Here is a 17,668-nt window from a genome sequence, read left to right as displayed (position 1 = left end):
GAGTGCCGTCGGCGGCCCCGGGGGGAATGCCTTGGCCGTTGTCCGGTGCCACGTGACCGGCGGGACCGGGCCCGGTTTCAGTTGGCGGGGCGCCGCCACCTGAAACCGGCCCGGGGGCGGCGGCGCCCTGTGTCGCGCCCGATCCTCCAATTCCGCCTCCGGTGCCCTGGGTCCCGGCAGGAGACAGGGAGGGGGCGATGGTACCGACCGGTGATCTGCCTCCGGCGGGGGGCTGACAAAGCAGGGTCGAGACGGCCTTGCCCTCGAGGACCCGCAGCTCCTTCTCGAGCCGTGCATAGTCCGACGGCCCGGATTGAGGGCACCAGCTGATCGTGTGCGCGAACAGTGTGATACCGCAGGCAAAAAGCAGCAGGTACCCGGCGATGCACATAATCAGCACCGCCAGGACCCAGCCAAGCCAAAACCCTGCGGACAGCAGTCGGGATCGGGAGGAGGTCATCGGTTTTCTAGTTTCTGCGCAGGACGGATATCTGGCGCTGCAGCCGTGCGACCTCGCGTTCAAGGCTGGCGATTTCGCCCGGAGATCCGGTGCTGCGGAGGCTCACAAGGCGCGCCTGAGACGCGTTGAGCTGTCGCTGCAGCCGGTTGATCTCGGCCTGCTGGGAGGCCGCCCGGCCTTGCAGGGCGCTGGTCTGTCGCTGCGAGGCGGAGGCGCTCCGCTGGGCGGTGGCTGCCCGGGACCGGGCAGCGCTCGCGCTGGCCAGACGGCTGTCGGCCTGTGCCTGCAGCCGTCTGGTGTCGGCGGCATATCTGCCGCTGCTGAGCCCGGCACTTGCGCAATAAAGGCCGTCCAGCGTCGGGTCGCCGGTGCAACTTGACTGGCATCCGGAAAGGGCGGCCGCCCCGGCAATCAGAACGGCGGGTGCAAGGGTCCTTAAAAAATGTTTTTTCTGCATGTCGAATATCCAATGAAATGCGTGGGTTAGCCACGTGGCCGGTTCACGGAACGGATCAGATGCCGACACCGACACTGTCCGGAGCGCGGCGGTAGACATTCTTCAGGGCGTCGCGACGCTGAACGAGCAGGTTTTTCTGCGCCTGGAGCTGATTGCGGCGCGAGACCAGTCCGCCTGGTGCTCCGTTCTGGATCGCCGTGTTCAGGCTGGTCACGTCGGCCTGCGCATTGTTGATCTGGCGTTCGATCAGCCGGATATTGGCCCTGGCAGAGGACAGCTCGGAACGGTATTGGGCCTTGGTGATTGCCCCCTGGCGCAATTGTTCATTCAGTCGCGAAATCTTGCGGGCCTCATCCGCTCTCACCTGGTTGGCTGCGGAGGCCATGCGGCGGTAAGAGGCAATGTTGGCGTCCGCCTGGGAAATGATGCCCTTGTAGGCTTGCTGCTGCTGAGCGTAGCCGCGCGAATTCTTGTTGACGTTGCCCGCGTAGAGGCCGCCGCCGATGCCGCCGACCGCGCCGCCGATCGCGGCGTTGCGGATGATGGCTTCCGGCGACCCGCCGGCTGCAGCCGTGATCAGACCGGTGACAACGGCACCGACCGCGGCGCCGCTGACCACGCCCTGCGCAAGGCGTTTGGTTTCCGTTTGACGCAGCTGCCTTTCCGCGACCGACAGGTTCGCGCCGCCGCCGGTCGTCTGGCAGGCGGTCAGAGCCGCGCAAATCAGGCTGATGGTGAGAACTCTGGTAAACTTAATATTTATCAATGACTTAAACATAATATATACCCCCAATAGTATCGCTGAAAATCAGTTGCGGGGAAGGTCTCCGCCAATCACGTTGCGGATAATCTCCCGCGTATCGGTCACCTGCCCGTCCGCGTAAGCGCGGACCTGTTCGACAGTTGACGTAAGAGTGCCGTGACCGTCGGTGTCGCCCTGGGCACGCCATTCCGCCGCCAGTTCCTCGGCAAGACGCCCGATCCTGGAAATGTCGTTCGAAGCCAGCTTCTGGACCGTGTTCGTATAGATCCGGGCGTAGAGATCGAAATGGGCGAGTTCTCTTTCGATCCAGTCGCGGTCGGACTGGAGCTGTTCTTCGGTATCGCCGAGATCAACCCCGAGCCGATAGCTTTCGAAGAGGTTCTTGATCGAGAAAGCCGACACGGTGAGCTCCCGGTGCAGCAGGGACGCGGCTTCGAGGATGGCTTTCAGGTGTTTTGCTTCCAGCTCGTCCCGGCGGACGAATTCGTTGTCCAGTTCGGTTGAAAGCCGCTCGATTTCCTGTCTGAGTTCGGCGCTCTCAGTCTGCCGGGCGACCGCCGCCAGACGATCCTGCGCGTTCGGCGCGAGCGATTGCGGCCCCTGGCTGCCGAGGCTCAGCGCCGCGGCTTCGAGTGCGCCGATGTCCGTCTGATTGATTGCCGATGTTCCGACAACCACGCGCATTCCGTTGGCGCGGGTGCGGTGTTCGCCACTGGCTTCCTGGGAGAAATACGGCAGCTCGTCGCGGTGTGCGGAATTCACATTGGAACTGCTGCTCAGGAACGAGCCGCCCCGCACGACGTATCCACCCACCTGGCCGTGCAAGCGCGGGCCGCGGGTCATCCGGAACGGCTCGAGCGTCAATTCGCCGACGTTGCCGTAGATGTCGTGGATTTCGACCGGATTTGGACGCAAGGCACCGATCGGCTGCAGCCTGCCCGCCGCCGACTGGCTGTCGTTGTACCAGGCGTACTGGGCCAGCGGGGCATCCATCGGGAATGTCAGATTGGCATGTTCGGCCGACCCGACACGGCCGCCGCCGCGGGCCGCGAATTCCCATTCCACCTCGGTGGGCAGCCGGACATAGGCATTGGCGATTTCCAACGCCGACAGGGCGGCCAGACTGTTTTCTTCCGAATAGATCCACTGGTTGAGGCGGCGGGTGAACTCGACGGCCTCGTACCAGCTCAGATTGTTCTGCGGCAGTTCCGCTTCCAGGGCGGTCAGGTCCGGGCAGTCGGCGCCTTTGCCCATGACCGCCTGGTATTGCGCCGTCGTGATCTCGTATTTGCCCATGTAGTAGAAACGTTCGCCCGGGCCGGTGGCGATGGGCCCCGCAATATGTTCAGCCCGGGTGTTTTCCATGTAGCGCCGGTTCTGGCTGTTGTTGTTGCCAATCGTGATCTCCCGGTCGGACAAGGCACTTTGCGGATTGTCGGGATCGTAGACCTCGTTGGTCACGATCTTGCGCAGGGTCAGGGTTCCGCCGCAGGGCAGCGGAAGATTCTGGTCTCCCTCCGACGGGGCAGGATTGTACAGGAGTTCCGGCCAGGTTTCGTTTGCAGAGATTGCCGTATCTGATAGTAAAAAAAGACAAATTACTGCAAAACCTGACAGTGCAGGTTTAAAATGACTCATTCCGGAGAACGCTCGCTGGAAACTTACAAAAAACTTTAAACGAAAAAAATAAACCAATAAGGGAGACCATACCCAATAGAAGAAAAAAAGCAACAAAAAGTTGTTGAATCGAAAGGTGGGTATCGCCGCCGTTGATCAGGTCGACTTGGGACCAGATCCTGTCGAGAAGTGTAGAAACCGAAAGAAATGCCAGAGTTAGCGTGAAGATTGTGCTGATGTAGACTCCGATTACCTGAACGAGCACGTAGCCGATCACGTCCTTCAACTGCCCTCCCATGAGCAGGAACAACGCAATGTGGCGCCGTTGCGGGGTGAAACTCATATTGAGGCAGGACCAGAGGCAGAATGCCGAGCCGATGGCGAGGATCACGCCGAAAAAACCGGTCAGGAACGTTGCCGCGCGGCTCATGGACAGAACAAACGAGATGGAGGCCGCGTTGGTATCGACGTAGTATCCGCGCTCCTCGAGAGCGGTCTGAAGCGGCGCCACCATTTCGATGCCGTCGGCAAATACCCGGGCGTTTGCAAAGGTCCGCTGCCCGACCGGGCGGGGCGTGCCCGAGACACCCAGGCCGGGCACTTCATATCCCTCCAGGAAATCTTCGATCCCGTAGGTGAGGGCCGGCGCCAGGAACACTTTCCTGGCCGAAACGACTTCCACCGGAATGATGCCCGCGACCTCGAGCAGGAGTTCCAGATCGTAGGGGGCGGTGCTGCGGCTCGTATAGAGGGGAAAGGTGTCGCCCGGCCGAAGCTCGAGTTGCCGCGCCAGCCGGGCGCTGACATAGGCCTGCTCGTGGTTTGGTGGGGGAACTCCGTCAAGCAGGGGATCGCCCTCGCTGGACGGCACGAGGGTGGCCGTTTCCTCGCGCGACCTGTCCAGGTTCGAGGCGAAGGCCCTGAGTGACAGGCTTCGCGTCGTCGGCTCCAGATAGCCGATGCCGGGCAGGTTGCCGAGCGTCGCGATTTCCTGAGGCTCGATCGCGCGGTCGCCGCGCAGACGTACTTCCAGAACCGTCGGGTTGCCGCGCAGGGCGTCGATCATCGGATCGACATAACCGGTTTTCAGGCCCCAGGATATCAGCACCGGCAGGGTGCAGGCCGACAAAGCCAGGACCGCCAGCAAGTTCACTCCGGGAACTCGAAAGAAATAGATTAATCCAAGTCGGATGCCGTTCACGAAACTACTTTCAATTGTGAGGTCTGAGCGTTGAGTGATTGGATTTCTTGTTTGGTATGGTTCTGAAAATTTCGAAATTATGATCTTCGAGCAATTCCGGATTATGCGTGATGATGAGGACCGCGGACCGATACTCCCGGGCAAGCATCACGATCAGTCTGATCAGGCGTCTTGCCGTGGCTGGATCGAGCGATGCGGTCGGCTCGTCGCACATGATGAAACTCGGGCGATGGGCAAGGGCGCGGGCCACCGCCACGCGCTGGCGCTGGCCGACGGACAGGTCGGTCACCTTCGTGCGCGGATCCACCCGAAGGTCCAGGGCGGCCAGCAGGCTGGTGATGAGCTTGCCGTTCTTTCTGCCCGCCAACTGCTGGCTCAACAGGATGTTTTCCTTCAGGGACAGAAACGGGAACAGCGGGCTGGACTGAAAAACATAGCCGAAATGGCGTGCCCGAAGCCGGGCCAGATCCGCGTGCGCGGCGCCGGTTCCAAGATCGTGTGTGCTGCCATCCGCTTCCAGGCGGAACTGGCCGGCCCGGTTGACCGGACTGGCCAGTGCGAGAATGTCCATCGCGGTGGTCTTGCCCGAGCCGGTCACGCCCAGGATGGCCTTGCAATCTCCCGGTTCAAGCGAGAAGTGCGGCACATCGAGCCTGAACCGGCGGTTTTTGTCCTTGAGGACCTTGACCAGCCGTTCCACGTATAACTTGGCCATGTTGGACGGCTCCCTCAGGGCATCTGAGACAGCGGCATCAGGATGACGCTCTCCCCGGGAGAGGCGGTCGGATCGAGTTGCACCCAGCGGTCCGGCGCATCGTGGACAGTCTGATAATACCTTAGCTTGGAACTCAATCCGTGGATCAGGCTGCGCTGGTCGGGCCGGGACATTCTGACCCAGTCTTCTTCCTGGAGATAGAGAATGTCGCTTCGATAGGGCAAGCGGGAGAGGAACTCTTCCAGCACCAGCCCGGTCGGATTGATATCGGCAATCTGGGCCCCGTCCGTATTCGATTGCGCCGCGATTTCCTGCAGACGCTGGAAAAACGTCAACGCATCGGCGTCCATGCCCGGTGCCATGGCCTGTTCGACGAGCGGCTGCAGCATCTGCGCCAGCGTGGAAAGCTGGTTCCGCGTCATCAGAACGCGAACGTCCAGGGCGCGCGTCCTCGGGTTGATCAGCGCCATGTCGCTTGTCCAGGAGCGTAGAAACCGGGGCGCCTCCGTTCCCTGTGCCGCACCGACATATTCAAGCTGCATTGCCCGCCCGGCACGCGCCATGAATTGCGCTCCCAGACTGTCATTGATCGCTTCCGGAACACGGCCCTCCCTTGCGGCGGTGACGTTCTCGACGAGCTGTCTGGAAATGTTGCCGGCCTGGTCCCTGAACGCCTCGGGTTTGCCACCCTCGATGGGGATGTAGGAAGGATGTCCGTGACGGAGCGTCGCAGCGGTGTAGGCCCTTCGGGCATACTCGTGGTCCGGCTGCCCGGCATCGGTTTTGAGATGCATGGCGAGCAGGCGTATCCTTTTCCGTTCTGCCAGGGCGGTGAGCTGTTCTATGTTCATGGCGCCGGCATGATTGTCTCCCATGACGCTGGGCCGCGGCCCGGCATCGGTCACCAGGACGACGTATTTCGAGGTGATGCCATCCCAGTCAGTCTCTTCGATCGCTTCGTAAAGACCGCCGATTGCGTCTTCCGTGAACCCTTCGGTGGAAACAGTCGCTGCGCTCATCGTGCCGATGACCTCGACGAATTTTTCTGCCGTGCTGTCTTCCGCCAATTCAAGGAATGTCTTCACATGATATTCCAGACCGGTGCGATTTCCCGGCGCCTGGCGGAAGCCGACAAGCCCGAAACGAACGTCTGACCCGAATTCGGAGGTAGAGAGTGTCTGCTGTATCGACCGGATTGCTTCGCGTGTCTGGTCGATATAGGGCTGCATCGACTTGGTGGTGTCGATCACGAAGATGATGCCGGCCCGGAATTGCCGGTCCTGTTGTTCGGGTTCGCTCTCCGAGATCGAGGCGACTTCAAGGAGGTAGCCTCTTTGGCGGAATGCCAGCCGGGAGTGACTGAAATCGAGGATCGGGAACAGATAGAAATTCTGTTCGATGTCGATCATGTGTTCGGGCTCAAGAGCCACCACTCCGGCGCTCGGTGGATTTCCCGCCTGCGCAGCCGCGGTCAGGCCGGAGACCAGTGTGACGGTTTCCTCATCGCGGACAACGGTTTCCAGACTGGCCTTGCTGTCGAAAAACAACTGCTGCGGCCGGTTGGCTTCTTCCCGGTTGTTGAAAGCGACCACGACCGGACTGCGCCACTTCACCACATGGGTTTCCGCGATCCAGCCCTTGGCATCGCCGTTGATATTGGCGCCAACGGCGACATAGCCGTTGGTGCGGTCGAACACGTAGAAGATCGAAAAAGCGGCGACGTCAGCCTCGATCACCCGGCTGCCTGAGGCCGGAGCCTCGACCAGGACTCCGTCGGGTTTGGTTATGATTCTCTGATAGATCTGCGACGTTCCCGGCTCCAGAAGGGCAGTGGCCGCCTGCGCGCTGGCCTGACAGGCGATGGCCAGAAAAATCAGCGCGGCAATCCCCGTGCCCGGCAGACACAACGATAGCCGCCGGAACGGGGTCGCAATTTTCGTGCTTGTCATGCCTAATCTCCGCAATTGTCCAGGTAAATTCCGTTTGCCGAGCCGTCACCGGAATACCGCCGCTCGGCCAACCAGCCGCACAGACGCTCGATTGCCGGCGTGGCTTCCGGGCTGCCTTCGCTTTCGGCGCGCTTGTAGTAGTCCATGGCAAGACCCGGTTTCTTCTCGATCCCGGCCGACGCCGCGCTGCCGCCGAGGGCCGGGTCGTAAAGCGTGGCGAATTCCAGAAGGGCAGGCAGATGATTTTGCCGGGCGGCGGCCCACAGGGCCTCGACGCCGTGGTTGAAGCGCTCGGGTTCGTCCGGTTGCTCCATCAGCGTGGTTGCGAGCCGGTGCACCTCGATCGGATCGGCCGCGGGATCGGTGTAGAGCCCGGCCCAGCGATCGGGGCCGCCCGAAATCAGCTCGTCCCACGGAGACTGCCCAGTCGGGATTTCGGGCTCGGGCTCGGGCTCGGGGTCCACTGGGACGACTTCTGCTGGCAAACACTCCGCCAGCCCGGTTCTGCACAGGATGTCTTCGTGGAATGTGAAAAGGGCGGCACTGGCGGAGGCCATCAGGACGAGGCTCGCGGCCGTCGCGGCCCAGAGCCGCCACTGGCGGCCGGGTTGTTCGCTGCTGCCGCCGTTCACGGCACCCGCGTTTTCGTCCCCGTCGATCCCGTCCAGGCCGGTCTCGTTCCCGCCGGTCTCCGGATCCCCGTCCGTGCCGGGTGTCTCCGGTCCGGGACTGGGCGTGTCGGTGTCCGCGTTCCGGGGCGCCGGCTGCGGGGCATCCTCGGCCGGTCGCGGCGGCATCACAATGGTGCCCTGACCGCGATTTCCCGACTTCGGCACCTCCGGCCAGAATTCGTAGTCGGTCCGGAATTCCGCGCCGCTGTCATCCTGGACGAGGAAGATCACATCGAGATAGGGATCGATGTAGTTGCAGATTTCCGGGCCAAGCAGCAGGCTGCCGCCGGTGCCGGATTGCCCGCCCTCCAACTCGACATCAAAATAGGTCTGAAAGTCCTGCCAGGCCTGCTCCTTGCTGCCGGTCGCTGCGCCTGGCCGGCCGAGGAAGGTCCGGTTGTCCCGGTCACACCGCTGAACGGCGATCCGGACCGGGGCCGTGACCGGACGCCCGACATGAAGCCGTGCGTGGCCGGATCCCTTGTCCCTTGCAACTTCGATACCCTTGTTCGACATTTTCCTGTCAGCCCCGCAGCCCTAGTATTGTGATCTCAACCGGTCCAGCGCGTCGCCAAGCTTTGTGTTCTCGATGACGTCGACGTTCAGGCCGTCTTCCGAACTCGCGTTTTCCTCGACGGTTCTGTAAAGCGCCGCCAGCCAGTCGCTGACATAAGCGTCCCGCAGCGGTGCCGCCTGCGCACCAATGCCCGTGGCGTCATAGGTGACGGGGCGGGGGGCGAAGACTTCCTGCTGCTCGACGGTGTCGCCATAGGGGATCTCGAGCAGCCGGTCCTGATCCGGTCGGAGCGAAAAGCCGAGATCCGAGATGAATTTGTTCAGGTAGTGGGACGAAACGACAGTGGCCTTGTCGTGGGCAAGATCCCGGCGGTCACCGGCAAAACCCTGCTCCGCGATTTTTTCCGAGAGCAGTTCGATGAGCCTTTGCCTGCGGGCGGCGCTCGCAACCTCGGTGACCAGCTCCCCCAGTTTGTCGGCGGAAACGCCGACTTCCTGGCAGAAATGCTGGTTTGACGCGATCTCGTACATGTTGTCCTGCCAGGCTTCGACTACCGTCAAGGCCTGGCGGTAGGGCAGTGACTGGACCGGCACGGCGGGGCCGGCGCCGTTGGGCGCAGGGCCTTCGGAGGAGCGGGGGCTCCCGGCATCGCTCTGTTCGAGCGCACGGCGACCGGGGACGCGGCGCCCCGGAACGCGCCGGCCTTCCGCCGGCTTCCTGTCTTGCGCTTCCGGTTTTGCCTCGTTGTCGCGTGCATCGCCTGTGCCTGTTTCCGGTGCCGGGAAGTCCGCGCGATAAAGCTGCTCGCGAAGATCGATCGGATCGATGGTCAGGCCCTTGAGCAGCGTGCCGAGCTTGTGGTTCTGATCGGCCTGGTCGAGTTCGGCGGCCAGGCCGCTGTAGACCTCCAGCCGTTCCTTGACGCGTTCACCTATGTCCGTGGGCACGTAGAAGGGGGTCATGACGGAGGTCAGATGGCGGCGCAGTGCGTTCAGCGAGGCGCGGACCTGATCGGTTTTCACCGACGGCTTGCAGACCGAGGCGAGATTTTCCGCAATGTACCGGGAGCCGCCGTCATTGAGGCGCATCATTTCGTCGAAGGCACGTTCGGGATCGGCAAAGTGGCGCTGCACCGCCTCCACGGAAATGAAGGCTTCCCGCAGGGTCTTCACCCAGTCGACACGATCGGGCAGGATCGCGGCTTCGGTCCTGTCGTCGAAATCGAACATGGCCCGGTTGCGCACGTTCGGGTTTCGCATCAGGAAACAGTTGCGGAACGGCAACCCGTTCGCCCAGTTCTGCACCCAGGTCTTCTCCGAAGAGCCGAACGGGTCCAGAAGGGAGGCCTTCATCCGACCCTCGAACCGCGCGCCGACGCCGAGCGATCCGTCCGACACCTTCTCCTCGAAATGCATGTCGAAACGCGTGAGCACGAAATAGAGCAGCGTCTGCCTTGCGGAACGGTCTTCCGGCGTCTGGCCGTGTGTCGATGCGATCCACCGCGAAATGACATCCGGCAACTGGACCACGTCCATGTTGCTTTCCTTGACGCAAAGCAGCATCGCGGTGATCTCCTGCTCCGCGACGTAGCGCTGGAACAGGTATTCCACCTTGCCGCGCAGCATCAGTTCGGACACCGTCTTTGAAAGAGCGGTTTCGAAGGCCTTGGCGAGACCCTGCGGTTCGTCGCCGTCGCTTTCGCCGGGCATGCCCTTGGCCTTGAGGCCACGCCCGCGATAGCCCGGAAAGTCAAGCAGATCGGTGTGATCGAAAAAATCCCAGGGGCGATCCTTCAGGCAGATGCGCAGTTCGGCGGTCAGCGCCGTGACGACCGGACGGGGCAGAGACGCCTGATGCCCTTCCGAACCACGGACGTCGACGTTTTCGCCAGCGCCATCGGTGTCGGCCAGCTTGTCGAGCGCACTGACATCCAGGATGGACTGGACGTCCGGGACGGTCACGTCGATCGCCGACAGCGGAACAAAGGCGTCCCTGGCGAAAGCCAGTTTTTCAAGACCGGTGACGAGTGAAAGATAGACATCCGTCAGGGCCTGATGGCGGCCCCAGAGGATGGCAAAGAACGCGGCGCATTGTTCCAGCGTGAGCCTGTTTATGATCTTCGCTGAAACTTCCCAGAATTCCGAACGCCGCAGCCTCTTGGTGAGCTCGGATTCCTTGATGTTGTTGCTGAGATAGGCTTCCAGGTCCCAGGCATCTTCGGGCGTCAGGCCGTTGTCTTTTTCCGGCAGGGTTTCATACTGCTTGAAGGCGTCCACATGGGCCGTGATCTCCTGCGGCTCCATGCATTCCTCGTAGCGCGCCGGATTGCCGTCGAAGAAGTAGCTGTTGGCCAGTATCTTGATGATGTCGGCATGTTCCAGAAGTTCCAGTTGAACCGGAAAGCCGTCCGGTGTCGGGCTCCGGTGTATCGTGAAGCGCGTCACGAGGCCGGTTGCCTCGGTGCCCTTGTCCGGGTTGATCTTGTCGATATAGCTCACAGGTTCATCGATGCCGTCGAACACGGCCTGCAAGGTGTCGTCCTTGCGTGCCAGAACCGATATCAGGTGTGATTTGCCGACCTGGCTTGCCCCGAACACCGCAACAGCCATCGGCCTTTGCGCCGCCTTGGCGAGGCGCTTGGCCGATATGGCCCCCCGCATGAGTTCTTTCAGCACATGGGGTTTCTGGCCGGCCACGGTCTTTTCGTTTGCCAGGAAACGCGTCCAGTCAATCAGCTCCTGCACCGTCGTGGCGGTGTCGCGGGCGCCGTCTTCCAGTGTGTCTGCAATGTCGTTCATCGTTCGGCCTCGAAAATCCTAGATAGAAATAATTCCGGAATCCAGCCAGTAGCTGTCGCTGTTGTCGTCCACCGTCCTGAACACCAGACTGAGGGACCGGCGTGCCGGTGTGCCTTCCCGATCGATCGCCTCTTCGATCAAAAGCTCCTCCTTGCGGCTTTCCGCATCGAGCAGCTCATTGGGGTTCTCCTCATCGACGAGTTCCGCCCGCTTCAGGGAAATCGTGATCGGCGTGGCATAGGAGTTGGAACTCTTGTTTTCGTTGAGCAGGTAAAGCGGAGAGGCGACCCAGCGTTCCAGGGGCAGTTGCTTGTAACCGTAGAATTCCTTGGTGAAGTAGGAGACGTTCTTTATGACTTCGCCCTGCGCGCTGTCGTTCAGGTCATCCGGCGAGAACACGATGTTCTTGTTCAGCAACTTGTTGTTGCTCTCCAGGCGGCCGATGTATTTCGCGGTCGAACGCATCTGAAGTCTGTTGGTGAAAAGCAGGAAGTTGCGCAGCCGGCCTTCAGACAGGGCACAAAGGGTGCCGCCCACAACCGCCGAGGTCTTCGGATCCCCCAGGCGCACGCGGTCGTGGGACCGGAACGGATACCAGTTGCCGGGCCGGTACTCATGCATGGCGACGATCCGGCTGGTCGGCACGGACAGCCGGTTGTAGACCATTTCGCGCACCGCCGGCAGTTTGCTCGGCCGCCCCGACAGGATCACGATATCGCAGTCGAAGTGCCCGGTCGCTTCGCAGAGATTGTCCATCACCGCCTCGAGCGGTTCCTGGACCGCCTGTCTCAGGCTCTCGAAGTTGAAGGGAATGCGGATGTCGCTCAAAAGGAGGTTCAGCTCGTCGCGGTTCGGGATCTGATCCTCGATGAAACCGGTGGCATCGCGTGCCGTCTCGTCAATCCCGGGAAGCAATTCGCCCAGGCTCAGGCTGCGCGCGCTGCCGTAGTCATGGGGGGGCATCTGCTCGAACTGGGCCATGAGCTCATAGGCAACCGGCAGGAACACGCGTTGAACAAACAGGCGCCTCTGGTTGGTTTCCTGCTTGGTGATGTTCGCGTGATTGTTGAAGCAGTATTTCAGCAGTTCGCGCGGCCCCTGAACGCCGAGGGCGGAAAGGTGATTGATGAAGGCCGGCACGATGATCCGCTCGATCACGGAGCGTGCAATGTCGTCGCCGGCGATCCGGAAGCTTTCCCGGAATGTCTGAACGGGAACAATGGCCCGGTTCTCTTCATGGAAATAGGTGGTGATCATCAGATCGGTGGTGCCGCCGCCGATGTCGAGGCTCGCAATCCTGAGCGAGGGGGCCGGCGGGACATCCGGCTGCGGCGGCTTGTCGGTGTCGAAGAGCTGGCGCGGCTTGCCGGTCAATTTGAAGAAACCGTCGATATTGCCGCCGAACTTGACCGCGATCTCGCCATAGAGCCAGACAAGCTGAACGCATGAGGCCTCGTCCCAGGCCACTCTGACATTCGGCTTGACCACGCCGCGCGGCGGGTTGGCGGACCAGTCCAGCAGGTCCCAGATCAGGCTGACGGCGGCCTCCGCACGCATTTTCATGATGCGCTGTTCGCGGGTGGGTACCGCCGTCGGCAGGGTCAGGATGATGTTGCGAAGCTGGCGCGGAACCTCGCTCTGGCTGCGGCTGCGCCGCCCGGCAGGATTGTTGATCATGACGAAGGCCTGCCAGATGACCTCGGCCAGCATGAAGGAATACATTGCGGACCGGGAGTATCTGAATTCCCGTGACTGTTTCTCGATCGCCGCCCGGTTCCTGTCGGGGTAGAGGCTCTCGAAAATCTTGCGATGATTTTTCGACGTCACCACGGACAGAATGTCACCGGACGAATTCACGTGCTTGCGGATCTTCAATCCGACCGACGGCGGGGTGCCGTCAATGTAGTCGCCGCTGGGGAAACGCCAGGCCTGGTTCATTTCGGCGACATCCCACAAATAGCGTTTCGGGCTGGACATGCCGCACAGGTCGTCCATGCTGCCGTTCCTGTTGCGCAGTTGATGGGCCTCGGGACCGACCCGGACGAGACTTGGCCAGAAGAATGCGCGGGTGCGCCCGGAATCCCTGGACAGGTTTTCCGGACCGAAGGAAGCCTGCGCGAATTCCACGTGGCTCTCGAACGGCTCCCGGTACACCAGATGGGGCTGTCCGATGTTCCGAATTTCGAGGGTCTGGCAACCCTCGATGCCCAGGTCATCCTGGTTCGGCAGGTCCTCGATGAGGATGCCGCAGGTCCGGCTGTTGCCGACATCCAGAATCAGATCGACATCCACCGGCTTGAAACGGGGCTGGTCGGACAGCGTGTCCACGAAGCGTGCTTCGCTGGGGGCGGCGGTGGTGGTCAGCAGTTCCAGAAACGTGATCCATCGCGCGACGTGCTCCAGTTTCCTGCCCTGAAAATCGTCTTCTCGCAAAGTCTGGCGCCGTTGCTTGGCTCTCAGGAAATTCGTGAACAGGTCCTCGAGCCATGACGCCACCCAGCGCTGGTAGTCGTGGATCTCGGCGGTTGCCGGGTCTTTTCTGTAGTCCGCCAGAAAACGCACGGCGGTGTCCATGTCGGAGACGAATGCGAAGCGGCGCGGCGTCTCGATGTCGGCGGCCCTCGGTTCGGTATAGGGAACATAGGGCTGCGCGGATCCGTCGGCGTTTTCAAGCTCCGCCGCCGGTCTGTAATCGTCGATCATCGTATCGAAGGCGAATGTCGCCAGATGGGTCGCGTCCGCGTGCTCGGCATCTTCGGGAGCCTCAACAACACGCACCCGCACCCAGTTGGTCGGTCCGTCGTCATATGTCTGGCCCGAGCGGCTGGTGGCCGCCTTGTTGACCCGCAGATAGGGAACGGGCACCCATTTCTCCAGAAAGGGCTCCAGAGCCCTGAGCTTGTTGATGTCATAGTCGACATCGTCGCCCGCCGGTTCATGCTCGGGCTCCCCTTGCGGGTCCTCGCTGTTCCAGCCCTTGAGGAGTTGCCATTGGGCCTGTTGCTGCTGTTCACCCTCTCCGGTCTGTGCCAGCGGGCCGCATCGTTCGATGAATTTGCGGCTGAACGAATTCAGACGCTCGATATTCAGCTTCAGCGTGACGAACTGAACGCCCGAATTCGGCACGAGAATGAAATCTGAGTTGGACGTCTCGTCTTTGACAGCCATCGTTCTGCTTCCTAGTTGTCGAGCGTCAGGACCAGCCGTCTGCGATCCGTTGCCGTGCGGCCCCGGCTGCTGGCCTGTCCGGATATTTTCCGGGTCACATCGCCGTTGTGGTGGATGACCAGGTCGTAGGGCACGTCGGGACGGGGATCGGCGTTGGTCGTGTACCTGGTGACATAGATTTTCATCGGACCGGGCGGCAGGTCCTGCAGCCTTGCCCAGGTGACGTGTTCCGCGGCCTCGGCATTTGGATCGCTTCCGCCCTGCCGGTTGAAATCCTTGTCGAGGACGCCGTTGCAGATGGTCTTGTTGACGTCCTTGAAGGTGATCTGCTTCGGATTGCCGGGGCCGCATTCGAACGTCACGGCAAGGTCGAGATCGGATTTGCCCGTCCACAGAAGCGTGATTTCGAATTCTCCCCTGGAGACATCGATCCGGGCATTTTCAAGACGCCGGTCGAGATCCGTGTCCTGCGCCGGGCCGCAGGTGCTCACGTCGAGAGCGATCTGCCGTTCGAGGTCTTCAAGCTGGCGTGTCAGGCTCTGGACCGTGGAGATCCGGGCGATCTCCGTTTCGCAGCCTGTTTCAAGACCGAACCAGTTCACCACGGGTGCGAGCGGAGCGATGGCGCAGGCCCTGAACAGCAGCCAGAGAATGACTGCAAGAAACAACAGGAGAAGGGCAAGCAGGGCTGCCATCAGCCAGGTCCGCCGGCGCGGCGGGACAGGCGTGACGGCTTCCGTCCGGTTCAGACCATCGGAAGATCCCTGGAACGAGGCCGTGTCCGTCCCTGGCTCCCGGGCGGACCCGGATGCCGGGGCAGGGGCCGGAACGGGCGCCAGCACATGAAATCCGACGCGATGGGCCTCGGTCTCGTCCTTGCGGTACGCCCAGCCGGCAAGAACCGGGCGGCCTTCGACCAGAAACATGAATTCACGGGACGGCACGGTGAACATTGCCCCCAGCGCGGCCGCCAGATGGTGACTGTCCGGATCCGTGCTGCGCTTCAGCTCCTCTGCGCGTTCGAAGGCGAGCGTGCGCAGCTCGCTCAGACTGTCTTCCGCCTTTTCAAGCTCTTCCGGTGTGGCGCTGTCCAGAGGCCGGGCGCTTACCCGGCCGGGGACGTACCAGTCGATGGTTGCGCCATCCGTGCTCAGGACAGGTTCGGCGATGACGGATTTCGCGCCGGGCCTGAGTTTCTCCAGCTCTGTCTGGAGCAGGTCAAAATCAGCAACAAACTGACCGAGAGCCGAGATGGAGCTGCGTGTGGCGCGGTGGATGCGTGTGCTCTGCACGGGCCTACTCCGCTGCTTCCGGCGATTGCCCGTTTGCGCCATCGGTCACCGCCCGGGCTTCCCGCACGAGCGAACAGGCCGCGTCTTCCGAGGAAAAAGGCACGGCGTTCGCATCCAGGAAACCGGCCAGCGCCCGTGCCCGTTGCGCGAAGTTGAGTTGCTGCAGGCGTTTTGCGTTGCGCCGCCCGAATGTGTTGACGCCGACGACCCTGCCGCAATAGTCGGCCAGCGGGCCGCCGCTGTTGCCTTCGGATATTGTCGCCGTATGAAGCGCGAGCGGCAGGCCGTTGCCGCCGGTCTGAAGCGCCGTGACGATGCCTGTGGTGACGGAGCCGACGGGCACGCAATCCTGGTTGCCGGCCAGCAGGCACTGATAGGTCGCGTCGGTTTCCATGACGAAGGAAGGATACCCGTAGGCCAGCACGTTCGCGCCACGCTGGACGTTCGCTCCAAGGGCGAGCACCTCGTGCTCCGGGGGCTGGTCCACCAGGCGCAGAACCGCAAAGTCGATCGAGCCGGTTTCCGTTTTCCTGGCGGTCAGGGAGACCACATCGACTTTCATCGGCACGCCAAGCGCCTTGTTGACGACGTAGAACTGGGATGACGTGCCTTCGACCACATGCCGGTTGGTCACGATGTCGCTGGCATTCACGAAGAAGCCGGATCCGGTCACAACCGAGTTGCTCTTGCGCGAGAACACCAGCACGGCGGCGCTGTCGAGTTTCTCGATCAGGGTGGAAGGCGATGCGCCGGGGACCGCCGGCGGAACCTCGACCTGGCGGGGCGACGGCGGAATTTGCGTCGCCGCGGTCTGGCCCGGCGTGAAAGGCCGAAGCTGCGGGCGGATCACCTGCGGCGACGCGTCCGCGGTGACCGGGCGGATGAGATCGGCCGTACTGGCATCGGTCAGACTGCAGGTGCCCGCCGACAGCGTGCCCTGCAGGTCGGCGATCCGGCGCCGGAGAACCTGTTCCGCGTCGGCAAGGTCGCCTGCAGCCACTTGCGGCGCGGCCGGGTAGATCAGCACACCGGGCCACAGCAGAACCAGAAGAAGCAGCAAAGAGGCTCCGCAAAGAACGGCCAGCGGCAGCCAGCACGCCACCTGGGAGAAGGACCGCTGATCCCGGGAGGTGTCGTTCAGGGGGATGGCGCTGTCGTCAGGTGCCGGGCCCGCACTGGCCGCCGCCGCGGCGCCGGCGATTGCGGCCGCGCCTGTTCGCGGCGCCGGTTCACTGCCGGCACCGGAAAGAGCCGTTTTCAGCTCAAGCTGTTCGGTCTCCAGGAAAGGGACGAATGTGATCCAGTCGGCAAACTGGCCGAGGTTCTCGGCGAAAAACGCGCGCCGGAGTTCGCGGTCTTCCTCCGCGGCGGTGGGCACCAGGCCCCAGTTTACGATCACCGGGCGGTTGGACACGACATAGAGATTGTCCTGGAAGTTCGTGAGGTTCAGCCACCGCTGAAGGTATTCGCCAATCTCCGGATGCGTGAGCAGCGGCCGCAGGGCCGCCAGAATAAGGCGGACCTGATCTGCGACGAAGTCCCTGGACGTGTCATCGAGATCACGCCATCGGCGGGCGTCTCCCGCCTGGGCCGAATACCAGGCAACCGTCGTCGTCGACTGTCCGTTTCCCCGCAGCACTTCCGGCCTTGCAAAGAAAGAAGCTGTCTGTTCGTTCACTTCAGACGAGATGATGTCAATGACTCTGTCATAAATGTCATAGATCTTGTTTTCGTCGAAAGTCGATTCTGAAAAATCCGACAGGGATTGTTTGGCGATATAGTTCCACCGCACGGGGAAACCTCGTAAATTTATTAAAAAAACTGAAAATCAAAAAAATATATATAAAAAAGACCAAACGGTCATGGAGAGATAACCACAGGTAGAAGGTCTTGGCAAGGGTTGTGGTTGCGTGGCAATCGGCTCGGGCGGTCGACCTTCGGTTTCCGCCAACGCAATGCTGCCCGGCCAGCCGGCCGGACAGGCGCCGCAGGAGCGCCTCGGGCCCGATACCGCGCCGCTGCCGGCGCCGGACCCTGTTGGGCCCGCGCCGGGTTCGGCC

11 protein-coding genes are annotated in these 17,668 nt (G+C 62.0%); all 11 read right to left on the bottom strand.

Annotated elements, in window-relative coordinates; genetic code table 11:
• Positions 1-467: 467 nt before the first annotated feature.
• The gene (locus WNZ15_RS23975; RefSeq protein WP_342895567.1) at positions 468-917 is read right to left on the bottom strand and encodes a hypothetical protein; all 450 of its coding nucleotides are present in this window, start codon (positions 915-917) and stop codon (positions 468-470) included.
• A gap of 55 nt (positions 918-972) precedes the next feature.
• Positions 973-1,695, bottom strand: coding sequence for a hypothetical protein (locus WNZ15_RS23970; protein ID WP_342895566.1), 723 nt, complete (start codon positions 1,693-1,695; stop codon positions 973-975).
• Positions 1,696-1,725: 30 nt separating this feature from the next.
• Entirely contained in the window at positions 1,726-3,141 is a 1,416-nt protein-coding gene (locus WNZ15_RS23965) for an SUMF1/EgtB/PvdO family nonheme iron enzyme (protein WP_342895565.1), read from the bottom strand.
• 163 nt (positions 3,142-3,304) lie between these two features.
• Positions 3,305-4,444 (bottom strand): hypothetical protein, encoded by a 1,140-nt coding sequence (locus WNZ15_RS23960; RefSeq protein WP_342895564.1) that lies wholly within the window; start codon positions 4,442-4,444, stop codon positions 3,305-3,307.
• A gap of 64 nt (positions 4,445-4,508) precedes the next feature.
• Positions 4,509-5,213: an ABC transporter ATP-binding protein gene (locus WNZ15_RS23955; protein ID WP_342895563.1), complete on the bottom strand. Its 705-nt coding sequence runs from the start codon at positions 5,211-5,213 to the stop codon at positions 4,509-4,511.
• 14 nt (positions 5,214-5,227) lie between these two features.
• Positions 5,228-7,162 carry a vWA domain-containing protein gene (locus tag WNZ15_RS23950; protein WP_342895562.1) on the bottom strand — a complete coding sequence of 645 codons (1,935 nt, stop codon included), beginning with the start codon at positions 7,160-7,162 and terminating at the stop codon, positions 5,228-5,230.
• A gap of 2 nt (positions 7,163-7,164) precedes the next feature.
• Positions 7,165-8,349 carry a hypothetical protein gene (locus tag WNZ15_RS23945; protein WP_342895561.1) on the bottom strand — a complete coding sequence of 395 codons (1,185 nt, stop codon included), beginning with the start codon at positions 8,347-8,349 and terminating at the stop codon, positions 7,165-7,167.
• Positions 8,350-8,370: 21 nt separating this feature from the next.
• On the bottom strand, positions 8,371-11,148 hold the full coding sequence (locus WNZ15_RS23940) for a virulence factor SrfC family protein (RefSeq protein ID WP_342895560.1): 2,778 nt from the start codon (positions 11,146-11,148) through the stop codon (positions 8,371-8,373).
• Positions 11,149-11,166: 18 nt separating this feature from the next.
• Positions 11,167-14,316: a virulence factor SrfB gene (locus WNZ15_RS23935; RefSeq protein ID WP_342895559.1), complete on the bottom strand. Its 3,150-nt coding sequence runs from the start codon at positions 14,314-14,316 to the stop codon at positions 11,167-11,169.
• Positions 14,317-14,327: 11 nt separating this feature from the next.
• A complete protein-coding gene (locus WNZ15_RS23930) occupies positions 14,328-15,608 on the bottom strand; it encodes a hypothetical protein (RefSeq protein ID WP_342895558.1) in 1,281 nt (426 codons plus the stop codon).
• Between the two features lie 4 nt (positions 15,609-15,612).
• Positions 15,613-17,400: a serine protease gene (locus WNZ15_RS23925; protein ID WP_342895557.1), complete on the bottom strand. Its 1,788-nt coding sequence runs from the start codon at positions 17,398-17,400 to the stop codon at positions 15,613-15,615.
• Positions 17,401-17,668 lie beyond the last annotated feature (268 nt).

Source organism: Roseibium sp. AS2 (assembly GCF_038900065.1).
Taxonomy (GTDB): Bacteria; Pseudomonadota; Alphaproteobacteria; order Rhizobiales; family Stappiaceae; genus Roseibium.
The sequence above is the reverse complement of the archived record's forward strand: the minus strand, read 5'-3'. Positions and strand labels throughout refer to the sequence as shown.

What these genes read in the sequence shown, in the direction of transcription:
- WNZ15_RS23975 (WP_342895567.1), bottom strand. Translation starts at nt 917, where the DNA reads ATGCAGAAAAAACATTTTTTAAGGACCCTTGCACCCGCCGTTCTGATT.
- WNZ15_RS23970 (WP_342895566.1), bottom strand. Translation starts at nt 1,695, where the DNA reads ATGTTTAAGTCATTGATAAATATTAAGTTTACCAGAGTTCTCACCATC.
- WNZ15_RS23955 (WP_342895563.1), bottom strand. Translation starts at nt 5,213, where the DNA reads ATGGCCAAGTTATACGTGGAACGGCTGGTCAAGGTCCTCAAGGACAAA.
- WNZ15_RS23950 (WP_342895562.1), bottom strand. Translation starts at nt 7,162, where the DNA reads ATGACAAGCACGAAAATTGCGACCCCGTTCCGGCGGCTATCGTTGTGT.
- WNZ15_RS23945 (WP_342895561.1), bottom strand. Translation starts at nt 8,349, where the DNA reads ATGTCGAACAAGGGTATCGAAGTTGCAAGGGACAAGGGATCCGGCCAC.
- WNZ15_RS23940 (WP_342895560.1), bottom strand. Translation starts at nt 11,148, where the DNA reads ATGAACGACATTGCAGACACACTGGAAGACGGCGCCCGCGACACCGCC.
- WNZ15_RS23935 (WP_342895559.1), bottom strand. Translation starts at nt 14,316, where the DNA reads ATGGCTGTCAAAGACGAGACGTCCAACTCAGATTTCATTCTCGTGCCG.